Annotated in this window: 16 protein-coding genes; 12 read left to right on the forward strand and 4 right to left on the reverse strand. The window is 63.3% G+C overall.

Annotation, left to right across the window (positions count from 1 at the left end; translation table 11 throughout):
* Nucleotides 1–113: 113 nt before the first annotated feature.
* On the reverse strand, nt 114–2102 hold the full coding sequence (locus tag V7787_RS25915) for a sensor histidine kinase (protein WP_010955403.1): 1989 nt from the start codon (nt 2100–2102) through the stop codon (nt 114–116).
* Nucleotides 2103–2367: 265 nt separating this feature from the next.
* Between V7787_RS25915 and V7787_RS25920 the strand changes: the two genes are divergently transcribed.
* The 4 genes from V7787_RS25920 to V7787_RS25935 all read left to right on the forward strand — a co-directional run bounded on the left by V7787_RS25920 (nt 2368) and on the right by V7787_RS25935 (nt 5892).
* Nucleotides 2368–3165 carry a hydroxymethylpyrimidine/phosphomethylpyrimidine kinase gene (locus tag V7787_RS25920; protein ID WP_010955404.1) on the forward strand — a complete coding sequence of 266 codons (798 nt, stop codon included), beginning with the start codon at nt 2368–2370 and terminating at the stop codon, nt 3163–3165.
* A gap of 13 nt (nt 3166–3178) precedes the next feature.
* Nucleotides 3179–3802 carry a thiamine phosphate synthase gene (gene thiE / locus V7787_RS25925; protein WP_004576913.1) on the forward strand — a complete coding sequence of 208 codons (624 nt, stop codon included), beginning with the start codon at nt 3179–3181 and terminating at the stop codon, nt 3800–3802.
* Between the two features lie 16 nt (nt 3803–3818).
* Entirely contained in the window at nt 3819–5102 is a 1284-nt protein-coding gene (hemL, locus tag V7787_RS25930; RefSeq protein WP_010955406.1) for a glutamate-1-semialdehyde 2,1-aminomutase, read from the forward strand.
* Between the two features lie 244 nt (nt 5103–5346).
* Nucleotides 5347–5892: a tetratricopeptide repeat protein gene (locus V7787_RS25935; protein ID WP_004576914.1), complete on the forward strand. Its 546-nt coding sequence runs from the start codon at nt 5347–5349 to the stop codon at nt 5890–5892.
* 3 nt (nt 5893–5895) lie between these two features.
* Here the strand turns inward: V7787_RS25935 and V7787_RS25940 are convergent, their stop codons facing one another.
* Nucleotides 5896–6222 (reverse strand): DUF1820 family protein, encoded by a 327-nt coding sequence (locus tag V7787_RS25940; RefSeq protein ID WP_003249769.1) that lies wholly within the window; start codon nt 6220–6222, stop codon nt 5896–5898.
* A gap of 256 nt (nt 6223–6478) precedes the next feature.
* Here V7787_RS25940 and V7787_RS25945 point away from each other — a divergent pair, with 256 nt between their 5' ends.
* The 4 genes from V7787_RS25945 to lnt are packed head-to-tail and all read left to right on the forward strand — an operon-like array spanning nt 6479 to nt 10334.
* Nucleotides 6479–7477, forward strand: a complete 999-nt coding sequence (locus V7787_RS25945) for a PhoH family protein (protein ID WP_014592526.1) — start codon at nt 6479–6481, stop codon at nt 7475–7477.
* On the forward strand, nt 7470–7943 hold the full coding sequence (gene ybeY / locus V7787_RS25950) for an rRNA maturation RNase YbeY (RefSeq protein WP_010955408.1): 474 nt from the start codon (nt 7470–7472) through the stop codon (nt 7941–7943). The genes V7787_RS25945 and ybeY overlap by 8 nt, the downstream gene beginning before the upstream one ends.
* A gap of 25 nt (nt 7944–7968) precedes the next feature.
* Nucleotides 7969–8808, forward strand: coding sequence for an HlyC/CorC family transporter (locus tag V7787_RS25955; protein WP_003249762.1), 840 nt, complete (start codon nt 7969–7971; stop codon nt 8806–8808).
* Nucleotides 8809–8816: 8 nt separating this feature from the next.
* The gene (lnt, locus tag V7787_RS25960) at nt 8817–10334 is read left to right on the forward strand and encodes an apolipoprotein N-acyltransferase (protein ID WP_104887006.1); all 1518 of its coding nucleotides are present in this window, start codon (nt 8817–8819) and stop codon (nt 10332–10334) included.
* Nucleotides 10335–10480: 146 nt separating this feature from the next.
* Here lnt and V7787_RS25965 read toward each other — a convergent pair whose 3' ends face one another.
* Entirely contained in the window at nt 10481–11242 is a 762-nt protein-coding gene (locus tag V7787_RS25965) for a YdcF family protein (RefSeq protein WP_064491245.1), read from the reverse strand.
* Nucleotides 11243–11376: 134 nt separating this feature from the next.
* Entirely contained in the window at nt 11377–11691 is a 315-nt protein-coding gene (locus tag V7787_RS25970; protein ID WP_010955411.1) for a hypothetical protein, read from the reverse strand.
* Nucleotides 11692–11918: 227 nt separating this feature from the next.
* Here V7787_RS25970 and leuS point away from each other — a divergent pair, with 227 nt between their 5' ends.
* The 4 genes from leuS to arfA all read left to right on the forward strand — a co-directional run bounded on the left by leuS (nt 11919) and on the right by arfA (nt 16954).
* Nucleotides 11919–14525: a leucine--tRNA ligase gene (gene leuS, locus V7787_RS25975; RefSeq protein ID WP_064491246.1), complete on the forward strand. Its 2607-nt coding sequence runs from the start codon at nt 11919–11921 to the stop codon at nt 14523–14525.
* 61 nt (nt 14526–14586) lie between these two features.
* Nucleotides 14587–15192 (forward strand): LPS-assembly lipoprotein LptE, encoded by a 606-nt coding sequence (locus tag V7787_RS25980; protein WP_020193850.1) that lies wholly within the window; start codon nt 14587–14589, stop codon nt 15190–15192.
* Between the two features lie 39 nt (nt 15193–15231).
* Nucleotides 15232–16269 carry a DNA polymerase III subunit delta gene (holA, locus tag V7787_RS25985; protein WP_003249749.1) on the forward strand — a complete coding sequence of 346 codons (1038 nt, stop codon included), beginning with the start codon at nt 15232–15234 and terminating at the stop codon, nt 16267–16269.
* Nucleotides 16270–16789: 520 nt separating this feature from the next.
* Nucleotides 16790–16954, forward strand: coding sequence for an alternative ribosome rescue factor ArfA (gene arfA / locus V7787_RS25990; RefSeq protein WP_003249747.1), 165 nt, complete (start codon nt 16790–16792; stop codon nt 16952–16954).
* Nucleotides 16955–16992 lie beyond the last annotated feature (38 nt).

Below are 16992 nucleotides of genomic sequence, written 5' to 3' on the forward strand. Positions count from 1 at the left end.
TTAATGACTAAACGTGTGATTGCTGGCGTGCGCGCGCGCGTAGGTGGCGGCAACGGTGAACGGTGGGTGGATATTGGCCAGCAGACCCGGCCCTTTCGCGGGTGAACCCGCTCCTACAGCGAGCGCCGCGCCTGCAGCATGTGCGGGCTCATCTGCGCCTGCGAAATCGCCATGTTCAAACTCAACTCGAAGCGGCTACCCAGCCCGCGCGTCGATTCATGCGCCAATCTGGCCCCCAGCAACTCCCCCATCTGCCGGCAAATCGACAACCCAATCCCCAAACCGCCATACCGCCGGGTCATCGAACCATCGACCTGGAAGAACCGCTGGTACAGGGTCGACTGCTCCAGATCATCGAAACCGATACCGCTGTCGCTGACGGTAAAGGTCAACGCCAGATCATCCGGTCCCACCCGGCGGCCACGCACCTGGATCATCACACCGCCCTGATGGGTGAACTTCAAACCGTTGTCCACCAGGCAACCCAGGCAGTGCGCCAGTTTCTGCCCGTCACCGAGCAGCCCGTCCGGCAGGTCGGCCGGAATGTCCAGGCTCAGGTACAGGCCTTTGCCCAGCGCCTGCCCGGCATAACCGGCGCGCAAACCCTGCAACAGGGCGCGCAGGCTGAACGGTGCCGGCTGCGCCCGCAGGCGGCCGGCCTGCAATTCGGACAGGGTAAGAATGGCATCGACCATATCCATCATGCCTTGGGCAGACCCCACTGCCGTGTGATGGTACTGAGCCATTTCAGCCCCCATCGGCAGGGTGTGCATCAGCTCGAGCGAGCCAATCACCCCATTCATCGGGGTGCGCAGTTCATGAGTCACGCTGGCCAGGAACTCGTCCTTCAGGCGATTGCTCCTGGCCAGCTGCAGGTTCAGTTGCTCCAGCGTACGCCCAGTGTCGCGCAAGGTCTGTGCCTGCTGCTCGCGCAGGCTGTTGATGCGGTCGGCCAGTGCCAGCGACAGCAAGGCCACTTCCAAGGCCGAACCCAGCTGGCTGGCATACATGGTGATGAACACGTTCGGCAGGTAGCCCAGTACCATCAAGGTGTTGACCAGTCCGCCAAGCAGGAACGCCGTCCAGGCGATGATGAACCAGCGCGCCACTCGCAAGCCGCGCCACCAGGCATACAGGCCGGCGCTGAAGACGCTTATGGTGAACAGCAGCGCCAGCAGCGTGGCCATGCGCAGCGCAATGCCGTAAGGCATGCTCACCGCCAGTACCATGACCAGCGCCCCCCCCAGCATCAGCAGTTGCAACAGGCGATCGAAGCCACGGTTGAGGCTGCCCAGTTGCAGGAAGTGCCGGGCGAACTGGCAACCGAACAGCCCGGCTGCACCAATGAACAAAGGCGTGGAGGCGTTCGCCCACCAAGGGCTGTCTGGCCAGAAATAGGCTACACCGGCGCCGTTCACCGAGACCTGGTAAAGGCCGAACGACGCGATGTAAAGGATGTAATAGAGGTAGCTGACGTCACGCACGCTGAGGTAGATGAACAGGTTGTACACCAGCATCACCAGTAAAACACCGTAGATCATCCCCAGCACATACAGGCGCGTGGGCTGCTCTTCCAGGTAGGCTTCAGGGGACCATAACGCCAGCGGCGCTTGCACCGAACCCTGGCTGTGCAGCCGCAGGTACGCGGTGGTCACCTTGCCTGGCGGCAGTTGCAGTTCGAACAAGTAGTTGTTCTGCCGGATCTGCCGGCTGTCGTAGGGCAAGGCATCGCCGGTGCGCTGCGCCAGGCGGTACAGGCCGCTGCTGTCAGGCAAATACAGTTCGAGGTGATCCAGCGGCGGGTAGGCCAACTCCAGCAGCCATGACCGCGGGGCAGCGTTGGGCGCGGCAGTGGGGCGCAGTTCGACCTTGAGCCAGAACACCGAGGTGGAGTAACCGGCGTTCAGCACATCCTCATGGTGGGGCTGAAAGTGTTTGGCGAAACCGGGGGCACTGACCTGAGCGATGCTGGCATTGCCATCGGGGTCTTCATAAACCTGCATGGCCTTGCCCAGTGGAAGATGCCGGGTAGCGTCGTCGAAATCGACCGCTCCGGCCAGCACGGGCAGCAAACCCAGAAGCACAATCAGCAAATAGCGCATACAGCCCCAGCATGGCCTGTCCGGTCGCGTCGCGGTAGCCTCCCATCCGTTTGAGACGACGTGATCCTGCAGAACCCGTTTGTCGAGTTATCCGAGCACTCTAGCATAGCCTCACAACCTGGCAATCGGCCACATAAAAACACAAAGAAAAGGCTCTAAATCAATGCTTTCAATAGAAAACCAATCAGCAACCTGACCGATCGATCAGTAAAACTCGTTTGTCGGACGATCCGCCCAAACAGGTTTGGTGGTAAGCTCGCCGACCATGAATACCTACAGCTCCCGCCCCGTTGTCCTCTGTCTCTCCGGCCACGACCCCAGTGGCGGCGCCGGCTTGCAGGCAGATATCGAAGCCCTGATCGCCCAAGGCTGCCACGCTGCACCTGCAGTGACCGCCCTGACCGTACAGGATACCGTCAACGTTTCCGACTTCCGCGTGCTCGACCGCGAGTGGGTGCTGGCCCAGGCCAACGCCGTGCTGGCCGACTCCACGGTGGCCGCCGTCAAGTTGGGCATGCTCGGCTCGATCGAGATGGTCGACACCGTCGCCGAACTGCTGGCCGCCCACCCTCACCTGCCGCTGGTCTGCGACCCGGTGCTGCGTGCCGGTGGCGGTGGCCGCCTGGGCAAGGACGAAGTGGGCTACGCCCTGCGTGAACGGTTGCTGCCGCTGGCGACCATCGCCACGCCGAACCTGCCCGAAGCACGCATCCTCGCCGAACTGCCCGAGGGCACCGCTGACGAATGTGCCGAGAAACTGTTGCCGTTCTGTAGACACCTGCTGATTACCGGCGGTCACGGCGACGAAGACGAAATCCACAACCGCCTGTACACCCAGGACGGCCAGCACTTCACCTGGACTTGCCAGCGCCTGCCGGGCAGCTACCATGGCTCGGGCTGCACCCTGGCCAGTGCACTGGCTGGCCGCCTGGCGCTCGGCGAGCAGCTGGAAAGCGCCGTGCGCACCGCCCTGGACTACACCTGGCGCACCCTGCGGGACGCCGAGCAACTGGGCAAAGGCCAATACGTGCCGCGCCGCCTGCCCCTGGACTTCTGCTCCTGATACGAGGCCTTCAATGAAGCTACGCGGTCTGTATGCCATCACCGACAGCCAGCTGCTCGCCGGCCGTTTCCTGTCCCATGTCGAGGCGGCCCTGGAAGGCGGCGTGTGTCTGCTGCAGTACCGCGACAAGAGCGACGATGCGGCGCGCCGCCTGCGTGAAGCCGAAGGGCTGATGAAGCTCTGCGAGCGTTACGGCACCCAGTTGCTGATCAACGACGACGCCGAACTGGCCGCCCGCCTGGGTGTCGGCGTGCACCTGGGCCAGACCGACGGCCCGCTGACCCCGGCCCGCGCACTGCTCGGCCGTCAGGCAATCATCGGCTCCACCTGCCACGCCAGCCTCGAACTGGCCGCCCAGGCTGCCAGCGAAGGCGCCAGCTACGTGGCCTTTGGCCGCTTCTTCAATTCTGTCACCAAGCCGGGCGCGCCCGCTGCCAACGTCGGCCTGCTCGAGCAGGCCCGCGCCCAGGTGAAACTGCCGATCGCCGTGATCGGCGGCATCACCCTCGACAACGCCGCCCCGTTGGTCGCCCACGGCGCCGACCTGCTGGCGGTGATCCACGGCTTGTTCGGTGCCGACAGCGCGCAGGAAGTCACCCGCCGCGCCCGCGCCTTCAACGCCTTGTTCGCATCCTGATTCGAGAGATACTTCCATGTCCCGTTCCGAAGCCCTGTTCGCCCAAGCCCAGAAGCACATCCCTGGCGGCGTCAACTCGCCAGTCCGCGCTTTCAAGAGCGTTGGCGGCACGCCGCTGTTCTTCAAGCATGCCGAAGGCGCCTATGTCGTTGACGAGGACGACAAACGCTACGTCGACTACGTCGGCTCCTGGGGCCCGATGATCCTCGGCCACGGCCACCCGGACGTGCTGGACTCGGTACGCAGGCAGCTGGAGCACGGCCTGTCCTACGGCGCGCCGACCGCCATGGAAACCGAGATGGCCGACCTGGTCTGCTCGATCGTACCGTCGATGGAAATGGTGCGCATGGTCAGCTCGGGCACTGAAGCCACCATGAGCGCCATCCGTCTGGCCCGTGGCTACACTGGCCGTGACGCCATCATCAAGTTCGAAGGCTGCTACCACGGCCACTCCGACAGCCTGCTGGTAAAGGCCGGCTCCGGCTTGCTGACCCAAGGCGTGCCAAGCTCGGCAGGCGTGCCAGCGGACTTCGCCAAGCACACCCTGACCCTGCCGTTCAACGACATCGCCGCCGTCGAGAAGACCCTGGCCGAAGTTGGCCAGACCGTGGCCTGCATCATCGTGGAGCCAGTGGCCGGCAACATGAACTGCGTACCACCGGCACCGGGCTTCCTCGAGGGCCTGCGCGAGCAATGCGACAAGCATGGCGTGGTGCTGATCTTCGACGAAGTGATGACCGGTTTCCGCGTCTCGCTCGGCGGCGCCCAGGGCCATTACGGCATCAAGCCGGACCTGTCGACCTTCGGCAAGATCGTCGGTGGCGGCATGCCGGTCGGCTGCTTCGGCGGCAAGCGTGAAATCATGGGCTGCATCGCCCCGCTCGGCCCGGTCTACCAGGCCGGCACCCTGTCGGGCAACCCGCTGGCCATGGCCGCCGGCCTGACCACCCTCAAGCTGATCAGCCGCCCAGGCTTCCACGCCGAGCTGACCGACTACACCAGCCGCATGCTTGACGGCCTGCAGCAACGCGCCGATGCCGCTGGCGTGCCATTCGTCACCACCCAGGCCGGTGCCATGTTCGGCCTGTACTTCAGCGGCGCCGACGATATCGTCACCTTCGAAGACGTGATGGCCAGCGATGCCGAGCGCTTCAAGCGCTTCTTCCACCTGATGCTCGACGGTGGCGTGTACCTGGCACCGAGCGCATTCGAAGCGGGCTTCACCTCCATCGCCCATGGCGACAAGGAGCTGCAGATCACCCTGGATGCGGCTGAGAAAGCCTTTGCCGCCCTGAAGTGATGGCCAGCCTGTACCGGCCTCTTCGTGAGCCAACCCACTCCTACACTCATGAAAGCGACACCCCCTTGTAGGAGCGGGTTCACCCGCGAAGAGGCCGGCACAGGCAATAATTACGCACACACAATCAGCTGACTTCCCCAACCAAGCAGAAATTCGAGTAAAACTTTGTAAGGTTGGCGCTGCTTATCCCATAATGTGCCACCAGAGACATTGGCCGCAGCTTTGCAGAGGTAAGTCGATCCCCATGAACCGCACCGGCCGCGCCCTGACCCTGGGCTGCCTGTTGCTTCTTCAGCCCCTGCTGGCCCTGGCGGAGGGCGGTAACTCGTTGCTGATTCCGGCGACGGGCCGCTGCACCTTGAACGTTCAGCCTGAAGACCTGGCAAACGCCCTCAAGGCCTGCGAGCAGACGGCGACTGCGGGGGATGCCCAGGCGCAATTCGAACTGGGCGAGTATTACTACACGCAAACGCCAAAAAACCTGGGCAAAGCCCTGGACTGGTTCCAGAAGGCATCGCTGCAGGGCCAAGCCGACGCCCAATATCGTCTGGGTGCCATGTTCTTCCATGGCGAAGGGGTCAAGGCCAACAACGTGCAGGCCTACATCCTGCTGAAAATGGCTGCGGTCAATGGCGCCGAAGATGCGCTGGACATGGCCGACGAAGTGACCGAGCAAATGCCCCGCGACGAACTGGAGCATGCCACCCAGGTGCTCGGCCAGATTTTCCGCAAGTACCTGCTCGAACTGCAGAACGCCGAAGGGCGCACGCCGTTCTCGCCGCTTCCCTGAAGGTCACTTTTCCGGCATTGGCATCGGGAACGGCATCACATTGCCGCCGCCCTTGGCCTCGCTGATCTTCGCCGTGCCCAGGCGCTCCACCTCATCGATGCGCACAATCGAGTGCATCGGCACGAAGCTGCGGACCACTCCGTCGAACTGGCTCTTGAGCTTCTCCTCACTCGGGTCCACGACCAGTTGCGAGCGCTCGCCGAACACGAACTCCTCGATTTCCAGAAAGCCCCACAGGTCACTCTGGTAGATCTGCTTGGCGTACATCTCGAAGACCTGACCCTGGTTCAGGAAGATCACTTTATAGATGGCGGGTTCGCGTTTGCTCATGTTTGGCCAGATAACACATGCATAAGAAAAGACGGGGATCATACCTGCACCGCCCCCTTCGCGGGCAAGCCCCACAGGTATTGCACCCACCTTCAAACCCGTGCAGTACCTGTGGGAGCGGGCATGCCCGCGAAGAGGCCAGAACAGGCACTATATACCTTGAGCCAACCCTTGATCGTTTCAGTGCTTTCGCCACTGCCATTCAAGGGTTATTCTTGAGTTCAACTCCATCGCCGTCGAGCGGCTAAAAACGACCTTGAACGCACCCATAGAACCCCATCGTTTCATCCTCGAACCCTTCGAGGCCCACCGTTTCGCCAACTTGTGCGGCCAGTTCGACGAGCACCTGCGCCTGATCGAACAGCGCCTGGCCATCGAGATCCGCAACCGCGGCAATCAGTTCGAGCTGATCGGCGAACCCAGGACCACCTCCGCTGCCGAACAGCTGTTGCGCCGTCTCTATCGCGAGACCAAGGCCACCGACCTGTCACCGGAAACCGTGCACCTGTACCTGCAGGAGTCGGCTGTCGAGAACATCGACAACCCGGCCGTCAACGAGGTCAGCGTGTCGCTGCGCACGCGCAAAGGCAACATCCGCCCGCGCGGGCTCAACCAGCAGCGCTACGTCAAGGAAATCCTGGCCAACGACATCAATTTCGGCATCGGCCCGGCCGGTACCGGCAAGACCTACCTGGCCGTAGCCTGCGCCGTGGACGCGCTGGAACGCGAACAGGTGCGCCGCATCCTGCTGGTGCGCCCGGCGGTCGAGGCGGGTGAGAAGCTCGGTTTCCTGCCCGGCGACCTGGCACAGAAAATCGACCCGTACCTGCGCCCGCTGTACGACGCCCTGTACGAAATGCTCGGCTTCGAACACGTGGCCAAGCTGATCGAACGCCAGGTGATCGAAATCGCCCCTCTGGCCTACATGCGTGGCCGCACCCTGAACAACAGCTTCATCATCCTCGACGAAAGCCAGAACACCACGCTCGAGCAGATGAAGATGTTCCTGACCCGCATCGGTTTCGGCTCTACTGCGGTGATCACCGGTGACATAACCCAGGTCGACCTGCCCCGTGGCACCAAGTCGGGCCTGGCGCACGTCATCGAGGTGCTGAAGGACGTTCCGGGGATCAGCTTTACCCATTTCCAACCCAAGGATGTGGTTCGTCACCCACTGGTTCAGCGTATCGTCGAAGCCTACGACCGCTTCGAAGCCCGCCAGCCCAAGCCCGAGGCGCCCGGCAAAGATGCTTGAACTTGATATCCAACGGGCCACGGATGCTGCCACTCCAGAAGACGCCGCCTTGCGCCGCTGGTGCGAATTGGCGTTGCGCCAGCGCAGCGCCGACTCGGAAATGACCATTCGCCTGGTCGACGAAGCCGAAGGCCGCGAGCTGAACCACACCTACCGGCACAAGGACTACGCGACCAATGTGTTGTCGTTCCCGGCCGATGTGCCCGATGACCTGCTCGATATCCCGCTGCTGGGCGACCTGGTCATCTGTGTAGCGGTGGTCGAGCGCGAAGCGGCCGAACAAGGCAAATCGCTGGAAGCGCACTGGGCGCACCTGGTCATCCACGGTTGCCTGCACTTGCTCGGCTATGACCACATCGAGGATGAGGAAGCCGAGGAAATGGAAAGCCTGGAACGGGAATTGCTGGCAGAACTGGGTCACCCCGACCCGTATGCCGATGATGAAACCGACACAATCACACACTGATACACGAAGGATCACGAGAACCGCCATGAGCGAAGATCGATCGAGCAACGGGCAGAAGTCCTGGCTGGGTAAACTGACCCAGGCTTTTGCCCATGAGCCGAAAAACCGCCAGGAGCTGCTTGAGCTGCTGCGCGAAGCCCATCAGAACAAATTGCTGGACAGCGAAGCGCTGACCATCGTCGAAGGCGCCATTCAGGTAGCCGACCTGCAGGTTCGCGACATCATGGTGCCGCGCTCGCAGATGAACAGCATCAAGGCCGGCCAGTCGCCTCGCGAGTTCCTGCCGGCGGTGATCGACGCCGCGCACTCGCGCTACCCGGTAATCGGCGAAAGCCATGACGATGTGCTCGGGATCCTGCTCGCCAAAGACTTGCTGCCGTTGATCCTCAAGGAGAACGGCGACAGCTTCAACATCAAGGACCTGCTGCGCCCGGCCACCTTCGTGCCCGAGTCCAAGCGCCTGAACGTGCTGCTGCGTGAATTCCGCGCCAACCACAACCACATGGCCATCGTCATCGACGAATATGGCGGCGTGGCGGGCCTGGTCACCATCGAGGACGTGCTGGAGCAGATCGTCGGCGATATCGAAGACGAGCACGACGTCGAGGAAGACAGCTACATCAAACCACTGCCCAGCGGTGATTTTTTGGTCAAAGCGCTTACCCCGATCGAGAACTTCAACGAGTTCTTCGACAGCGAGTTCTCCGATGACGAGTTCGACACGGTCGGCGGCCTGGTGATGAGCGCCTTTGGCCACCTGCCCAAGCGCAACGAAACCACTGAGATCGGGTCTTACAAGTTCCGTATTCTCAACGCCGACAGCCGGCGGATACACTTGCTGCGCCTGACCCCGATCACCCGTTAAGGACAAACATGCGTTGGATCACCCGCCCCGGCTGGCCCGGTAACCTGCTGGCCCTGGCGGCCGGTGCTTCCACCCTCCTGGCCCTGGCGCCGTTCGACATCTGGCCGTTGGCGGTGCTGTCCATCGCGGTGCTCTACCTTGGCCTGCGCGAGCTCAGCCCGCGCCAGGCCATGTGGCGTGGCTGGTGGTTTGGGTTTGGCCTGTATGGCGCCGGCACCTGGTGGATCTACGTCAGCATGAACACCTACGGCGGCGCCTCGCCGCTGCTGGCAATCGTGTTGTTGCTGGTGTTCTTCGCCGCACTGGCCTGGTTCTTCGCCCTGCCCACCTGGCTGTGGGCGCGCTGGCTACGGCGCAACGAAGCACCACTGGCCGACGCCCTGTGCTTCGCCGCCCTCTGGCTACTGCAAGAGGCCTTCCGCGGCTGGTTCCTGACCGGTTTCCCCTGGCTCTACGCCGGCTATAGCCAGCTGGACGGCCCGTTGGCCGGCCTTGCGCCGCTGGGCGGGGTATGGCTGATTTCCTTCAGCCTCGCCCTCACCGCCGCCCTGCTGTGCAACCTGCACCGCCTGCGCACCCGCCCCTCGTTCCTGGCCGTGGCCAGCGTGCTGTTGCTGGCCCCCTGGGTGCTGGGCCTGGCGCTCAAGGGCCATGCCTGGACCATTCCGGCAGGCGATCCGCTGAAAGTGGCGGCGATCCAGGGCAACGTCGAGCAGGACCTGAAATGGGACCCTGCGCACATCGACGCGCAACTGGCGCTATACCGCGACCTGAGCTTCAGCTCCAGGCCGGTGGACCTGCTGGTGTGGCCGGAAACCGCCGTTCCGGTGCTCAAGGACCAGGCCCAGGGCTACATCGACGTGATGGGCCGCTTCGCCGCCGAGCGCCACTCGGCGCTGATCACGGGCGTGCCGGTGCGCGAAGAAGTGCACCACCAGCGCCGCTACTACAACGGCATCACCGTCACTGGCGAAGGCGATGGCACCTACCTCAAGCAGAAGCTGGTGCCATTTGGCGAGTATGTGCCGCTGCAAGACGTGCTGCGTGGGGCCATCGAGTTCTTCAACCTGCCCATGTCCGACTTCGCCCGCGGTCCGGAAGACCAGCCGCTGCTGCAGGCCAAGGGCTACCAGATTGCGCCTTACATCTGCTACGAGGTGGTCTACCCCGAGTTCGCCGCCGGCCTGGCTGCGCGTAGCGACCTGCTGCTGACCATCAGCAACGACACCTGGTTCGGCAAATCGATCGGCCCCTTGCAGCACCTGCAGATGGCGCAGATGCGCGCGCTGGAAGCCGGCCGCTGGATGATCCGCGCCACCAACAACGGCGTGACCGCGCTGATCGACCCGTTTGGCCGCATTACCACGCAGATTCCGCAGTTCCAGCAGGCCGTGCTGTATGGCGAGGTGGTGCCGATGCAGCAGCTGACGCCTTACCTGCAATGGCGCTCATGGCCGCTGGCAATTGTCTGTGCATTGCTGCTGGGCTGGGCGTTGCTGGCAGGGCGTATTGCAAAAACCGTCTGATTGGCGATACGCGACCACTGTAGGAGCGGGTTTACCCGCGAATACGGTAGTCGCGGCAACGGTGAACGGCGGGTGGAGATTGGCCAGCGGGGCTGGCCCTTTCGCGGGTAAACCCGCTCCTACAGGCGACTGTGTAAGCCGGTGAATCAGTAGAACACCCGATACCCCACCAACCCCACCACTTCATTGAACAACTGCCCGCTCTGCCACATCGCCCGGCTCTCTGGCAGCAGCCCGCCAAACGGCCGCGCATGATCGCGCCCAAGGAACCCCACCGGCGCCGGCACCACCTCGAACCCCGCCTGTTCAAAACTCCAGCGTGAGCGCTGCATGTGCCAGGCCTGGGTCACCAGCACCACCCGGCGAAACCCCAAAGGCTGCAGCACCTTGGCCGTCAGCTGAGCATTTTCCCAGGTCGTGCGGCTGGCCTCTTCGCGCCATTTCACCTCGACAGCGAAATCTTCATGCAGGCGCTCCGCCATCAGCCTCGCCTCGCTGGGCGGCGTGCCGTAATGCAACCCACCACTGGTCAACACTGGCAGGCCCGAGGCTTTGGCCAGTCGCGCGGCAAAGCGCATACGTTCCAGTGCCGTGGCCGTGGGCTGGTCACCGCCACCCCAGGCCGGGTCCCCGCGCTCGCGCCCGGCGCCCAGCACCACAATGGCATCCGCCCGGCTCGCCAGGCCGGCCCAGTCGCTCACGGCCAGCGGCGGCTCACTTTCCAGCACACGGGCGGTTTCCTGCACCACCAGCGGCAGGCTCATCAACCACAGGCCACCCAGCCCTACGGTAAAGCAAAGCGCCGCCAACCGGGGCCGCCGCGTACGCAGCCACCATGCCGCAAGCAGCAGCAAGAACAGCACGCCCGGCGGCATCAGCCATTGTTTGATGAAGAATCGGATCGGCATCGGCCACACCTCCTTGGCAGGCGTGCAGCCTAGAAGGATCGACGCCGGTCAACAAGTGCTTACCGGCGTCGATCTTGAGTTGTGTGATAGTGAAGAACCGGCGCGCGATAGCCTGCGCCTGGCGTCCTGAACGGCTAGCGATGTGGCAGCGTCCTGGATCTCGCCGTACTGGCGGGGCGTTTCTTGTCCTTGAGCCAGATGATCTTGGCCGATGTCGGCTCCGCTTGTGGGTAACTGCCGACAGGGGCATTGTGGCGCTCCGGAAGGGATTCCAGGTAGGCCTTGATCACTTCGAACTCTGCGTGGCTCAGGCCACGCAACTCAAGCTCAGCTGGCATCTCGTCGCGCAATCGCACCGAGGTCCTGGCCGTTTCCAGTGCCAGGCCAAGCCGGTCGATCAGGCGCTCGTAAAGCTCCGGTCTGATTGCGGGTAGCTGCGTCTCTCCCATCCGTTCACCTCATTGAAGGTAAGAATATCTCCCCCCACACCTGAGCTTAGCGTCGTTGCAAAAAGCAGCCGTGCGCCGCGACCAGCGGGCATTCGCAACGAAGGTTTCCCACGATGCGCGGCGCTGCTGTATGCTACGGCGTTCACTCTAAACGACACCGGAGTGCCGGACGCAGCGAGGTTCCGCTGCCTGGAACAAGGTCTCTTCTCTCTCAGCCAAAAGTAGCCATGCACGAACAATACACGCCCCGTGATATCGAAGCCGCCGCCCAGAAGTTCTGGGACGAGCAACAATCGTTCGCTGTTACCGAACAGCCAGGCAAAGACACCTACTATTGCCTATCGATGTTCCCGTACCCGAGCGGCAAGCTACACATGGGCCACGTGCGCAACTACACCATCGGTGACGTGATTGCCCGCTACCAGCGCATGCTGGGCAAGAACGTCCTGCAGCCGATGGGCTGGGACGCTTTCGGCATGCCCGCGGAAAACGCGGCGATGAAAAACAACGTCGCCCCGGCCAAGTGGACGTACGAAAACATCGACTACATGAAGACCCAGCTCAAGAGCCTGGGCCTGGCCATCGACTGGGCACGTGAAGTCACCACCTGCAAACCCGACTACTACCGTTGGGAGCAGTGGCTGTTCACCCGCCTGTTCGAAAAAGGCATCATCTACCGCAAGAACGGTACCGTGAACTGGGACCCGGCGGACCAGACCGTACTGGCCAACGAACAAGTCATCGACGGCCGTGGCTGGCGTTCGGGCGCGCTGATCGAGAAGCGCGAAATCCCGATGTACTACTTCCGCATCACCGATTACGCCGACGAGCTGCTGGAGAGCCTCGACGAGCTGCCGGGCTGGCCTGAGCAGGTCAAGACCATGCAGCGCAACTGGATCGGCAAATCGCGCGGCATGGAAGTCCAGTTCCCGTACGACCAGGCCAGCATCGGCCACGAAGGCACCCTCAAGGTCTTCACCACCCGTCCGGACACGCTGATGGGCGCCACCTATGTCGCCGTCGCCGCCGAGCACCCGCTGGCCACCCAGGCTGCGCAGGGCAACCCGGCGCTGCAGGCGTTCATCGATGAGTGCAAGAGCGGCAGCGTTGCCGAAGCCGACATGGCCACTCAGGAGAAGAAAGGCATGGCCACTTCCCTGCTGGTCGAGCACCCGCTCACTGGCGAGAAGCTGCCAGTATGGGTCGCCAACTACGTGCTGATGCACTACGGTGATGGCGCGGTAATGGCCGTGCCGGCCCACGACGAGCGCGACTTCGAGTTCGCCCACAAGTACAACCTGCCGGTCAAGGCCGTGGTGCGCACCAGCGCTGGCGATGAAGTCGGCAGCGAGTGGCAGGCCGCCTATGGCGAGCACGGCCAGCTGATCAACTCCGCAGAGTTCGACGGCCTGGACTTTGCTGGCGCCTTCGACGCCATCGAAGCGGCCCTGATCCGCAAGGAACTGGGCAAATCGCGTACCCAGTTCCGCCTGCGCGACTGGGGTATCAGCCGCCAGCGCTACTGGGGCTGCCCGATCCCGATCATCCACTGCCCGTCCTGCGGCGACGTCCCGGTGCCGGAAGACCAGCTGCCGGTCACCCTGCCGGAGAACGTGGTGCCGGACGGCGCCGGTTCGCCGCTGGCGCGCATGCCTGAATTCTACGAATGCAGCTGCCCGAAATGCGGTACTCCGGCCAAGCGCGAAACCGACACCATGGACACCTTCGTCGAGTCGTCCTGGTACTTCGCCCGCTACGCCTCGCCAAACTACGACAAAGGCCTGGTCGACCCCAAAGCCGCCAACCACTGGCTGCCGGTAGATCAGTACATCGGCGGTATCGAACACGCGATCCTGCACCTGCTGTACGCGCGCTTCTTCCACAAGCTGATGCGTGACGAAGGCCTGGTCACCTCGAACGAGCCGTTCAAGAACCTGCTGACCCAGGGCATGGTGGTCGCCGAGACCTACTACCGCGTTGCCAGCAACGGCGGCAAGGACTGGTTCAACCCGGCCGATGTCGAAATCGAGCGTGATGCCAAAGCCAAGATCATTGGCGCCCGCCTGAAGACCGACGGCTTGCCGGTGGAAATCGGTGGCACCGAGAAAATGTCGAAGTCGAAAAACAACGGCGTCGACCCGCAGTCCATGATCGAAGCCTACGGCGCCGACACCTGCCGCCTGTTCATGATGTTCGCCTCGCCGCCCGACATGAGCCTGGAATGGTCCGACTCCGGCGTCGAAGGTGCCAGCCGCTTCCTGCGCCGTGTCTGGCGTCTGGCTCAGGCTCACGTCAGCCAGGGCCTGCCAGGCAAGCTGGATGTTGCCGCCCTGGACGACGCGCAAAAGGTCATCCGCCGCGCCATTCACGCTGCCATCAAGCAGGCCAGCACCGACGTGGGCCAGTTCCACAAGTTCAATACCGCCATCGCCCAGGTGATGACCGTGATGAACGTGCTGGAAAAGGCCCCGCAAGCCACCGAACAGGACCGCGCCCTGCTGCAGGAAGGCCTGGAAGCCGTCACCCTGCTGCTGGCGCCGATCACTCCGCACATCTCTCACGCGCTGTGGCAGCACCTGGGCCACGCAGGCTCGGTGATCGATGCCGCCTGGCCAAGCGTTGACGAACAGGCGCTGGTGCAGGACTCCATTACCTTGGTGGTTCAGGTCAACGGTAAACTGCGCGGCCAGGTCGAGATGCCTGCCGCTGCCAGCCGCGAAGAAGTCGAAGCCGCTGCCCGCAGCAACGAGAATGTCCTGCGCTTCATCGATGGCCTGACCATCCGCAAGGTCATCGTGGTACCGGGCAAGCTGGTCAACATCGTCGCCAACTGATGAAAACGCCCACCCGCATCGATTGCGGGTGGGCGGAACAGGCCCAAAAGGGAGCAACAACATGATCAAACGCAATTTGCTGGTAATCGGCCTGGCGGTCATGCTCAGCGCCTGCGGTTTCCAGCTGCGCGGTACCGGCGCCACCGAGCTGAGCGTGAAGGAAATGGACGTCAGCGCGCGCAATGCCTATGGCCCGACCGTGCTCCAGCTGCGTGAAGTGCTGGAACGTAGCGGCGTCAACGTGCACGCTGGCGCACCGTATCGCCTGGTGCTGACCAACGAACAGGAGCGCGAGCGCTCGGCGACCTACAACAGCGGCAACCGTACCGCCGAGTACGAGCTGACCACCAAGCTGGACTACAGCATCCTGGGCCTGAACAACCTGGAGCTGATGAGCGACAAGCTGGAGGTGCGCAAGGTCTACGTGCGTGACGGCTCGAACATCACCGGCTCCGAGCAGGAAGCCAAACGCGCCCGCGAAGAAATGCGCCGCGACCTGGTCAACGCCATGGTCGTACGTTTGCAGATGCTGTCCCCGTCCCAACTGGATGAGCTGCAGCGTAAAGCCGACGAGCGCGCCCAAGCCGAAGCTGCCGCGCTGGAGGCTGCCCGCCGCCAGCAAGCCGAGACGCCTCAGCAATCGCCACTGGAAGTACCGGGCAACTAAGCCCGCGAGGGGCGCCCTCGGGCGCCCCGCCTGTTCCCCATGAAACTCGCCCCCGCCCAACTCAACAAGCACCTGCAAGGCGCCCTGGCACCGGTCTACGTGGTCAGTGGCGACGACCCGCTGCTGTGCCAGGAAGCTGCCGACGCCATCCGCAATGCCGCGCGTCAGCAAGGTTTCGATGAACGCCAGGTATTCAGTGCCGACGCCAACTTCGACTGGGGCACCCTGCTCCAGGCCGGTGCAAGCCTGTCGCTGTTCGCCCAGCGCCGCCTGCTGGAACTGCGCCTGCCCTCGGGCAAGCCCGGTGACAAGGGTGCCGCTGCGCTGATGGAATACTGCGCCAACCCCGCCGAAGACACGCTGCTGCTGATCAGCCTGCCCAAGCTCGACAGCAGTGCGCAGAAGACCAAGTGGGGCAAGGCATTGATCGAAGGCGCTCATTGCCAGTTCATCCAGATCTGGCCGGTGGATGTGCACCAGCTCCCGCAGTGGATCAACCAGCGCCTTCAACAGGCCGGCCTGTCAGCCCAGCGTGATGCCGTCGACCTGATTGCCGCGCGCGTGGAAGGCAACCTGCTGGCAGCCGCGCAGGAAATCGAAAAACTCAAGCTGCTGGCCGAAGGCAGCCAGATCACCGTGGAAACCGTGCAGGCTGCCGTCGCCGACAGTGCCCGCTTCGATGTCTTCGGCCTGGTCGATGCCATTCTCAACGGCGAGGCTGCGCATGCCCTGCGCATGCTCGAAGGCTTGCGCGGTGAAGGTGTGGAGCCGCCAGTCATCCTCTGGGCGTTGGCCCGTGAGCTGCGCCAACTGGCGGGGCTAGCCCAGCAGTTCAGCCAAGGCGTGCCATTGGACAAAGCGTTCAGCCAGGCCCGCCCGCCCATCTGGGACAAACGCCGACCGCTGGTCAGCAAGGCCCTGCAGCGCCTCTCGGCGCAGCGTTGGGCGCAACTGCTGCAGGATGCCCAGCGAATCGATGCGCAGATCAAAGGGCAGGCTGAAGGTTCGCCCTGGATTGGCCTGGCGCGGCTGTCGCTGTTGATGGCTGGCCAACGCCTGGCCCTGCCTCCCGAGTAACTGGGGCCACTGTAGGAGCGGGTTTACCCGCGAAGAGGCCGGCCCTGCAGGCCAATTTCCACCCGCCGTTCACCGTTGCCGCCGCCACCGTATTCGCGGGTAAACCCGCTCCTACGCAGATTGGTGGTGGACACACATCGGTGGTTGGGCACAGGCCGTCGTGTAGGGGCGGGTTCACCCGCGAAGAGGCCGGCCCTGCTAACCAATCTCCACGCGCCGTTCACCGTTGCTGCCGCCACCGTATTCGCGGGGTAAACCCGCTCCTACGCAGATTGGTGGTGGACACACATCGGGGGTTGGACACAGGCCGTCGTGTAGGAGCGGGTTCACCCGCGAAGAGGCCGGCCCTGCTAACCAATCTCCACGCGCCGTTCACCGTTGCCGCCGCCACCGTATTCGCGGGTAAACCCGCTCCTACACATAGGCACCAGAGCCTCGACCATATACACAATCAATTGGCCCCCACCCCTCGGGGGGCCTACAGTGCGCCGCGAAACCCACCCAACCCGGGAAGCCCGCCATGAGCAAAAAGCCGAAAAAGCACGGCCCCAACAAGGCCAAGTCCATCGTTGCCCAGCCACTGTTCCGCTGCCGCCAGGAACAACCGAACAAGGGCAAAGGCAGCTACCGCCGCGAAGCCTTCCAATCGAGAGATTGGGAGGCTTCCTACTTTTTGGCTGCATGAAAGCATCGCAAGCGCAGGCATGGTATGGTCGTCACCTG

The sequence above is a fragment of the Pseudomonas sp. CGJS7 genome, from assembly GCF_036961695.1.

What these genes read in the sequence shown, in the direction of transcription:
- V7787_RS25940 (WP_003249769.1), bottom strand. Translation starts at nt 6,222, where the DNA reads ATGAGCAAACGCGAACCCGCCATCTATAAAGTGATCTTCCTGAACCAG.
- V7787_RS25935 (WP_004576914.1), top strand. Translation starts at nt 5,347, where the DNA reads ATGAACCGCACCGGCCGCGCCCTGACCCTGGGCTGCCTGTTGCTTCTT.
- V7787_RS25965 (WP_064491245.1), bottom strand. Translation starts at nt 11,242, where the DNA reads ATGCCGATCCGATTCTTCATCAAACAATGGCTGATGCCGCCGGGCGTG.
- arfA (WP_003249747.1), top strand. Translation starts at nt 16,790, where the DNA reads ATGAGCAAAAAGCCGAAAAAGCACGGCCCCAACAAGGCCAAGTCCATC.
- V7787_RS25970 (WP_010955411.1), bottom strand. Translation starts at nt 11,691, where the DNA reads ATGGGAGAGACGCAGCTACCCGCAATCAGACCGGAGCTTTACGAGCGC.
- V7787_RS25915 (WP_010955403.1), bottom strand. Translation starts at nt 2,102, where the DNA reads ATGCGCTATTTGCTGATTGTGCTTCTGGGTTTGCTGCCCGTGCTGGCC.
- ybeY (WP_010955408.1), top strand. Translation starts at nt 7,470, where the DNA reads ATGCTTGAACTTGATATCCAACGGGCCACGGATGCTGCCACTCCAGAA.
- lnt (WP_104887006.1), top strand. Translation starts at nt 8,817, where the DNA reads ATGCGTTGGATCACCCGCCCCGGCTGGCCCGGTAACCTGCTGGCCCTG.
- leuS (WP_064491246.1), top strand. Translation starts at nt 11,919, where the DNA reads ATGCACGAACAATACACGCCCCGTGATATCGAAGCCGCCGCCCAGAAG.
- V7787_RS25980 (WP_020193850.1), top strand. Translation starts at nt 14,587, where the DNA reads ATGATCAAACGCAATTTGCTGGTAATCGGCCTGGCGGTCATGCTCAGC.
- V7787_RS25920 (WP_010955404.1), top strand. Translation starts at nt 2,368, where the DNA reads ATGAATACCTACAGCTCCCGCCCCGTTGTCCTCTGTCTCTCCGGCCAC.
- thiE (WP_004576913.1), top strand. Translation starts at nt 3,179, where the DNA reads ATGAAGCTACGCGGTCTGTATGCCATCACCGACAGCCAGCTGCTCGCC.
- holA (WP_003249749.1), top strand. Translation starts at nt 15,232, where the DNA reads ATGAAACTCGCCCCCGCCCAACTCAACAAGCACCTGCAAGGCGCCCTG.
- hemL (WP_010955406.1), top strand. Translation starts at nt 3,819, where the DNA reads ATGTCCCGTTCCGAAGCCCTGTTCGCCCAAGCCCAGAAGCACATCCCT.
- V7787_RS25955 (WP_003249762.1), top strand. Translation starts at nt 7,969, where the DNA reads ATGAGCGAAGATCGATCGAGCAACGGGCAGAAGTCCTGGCTGGGTAAA.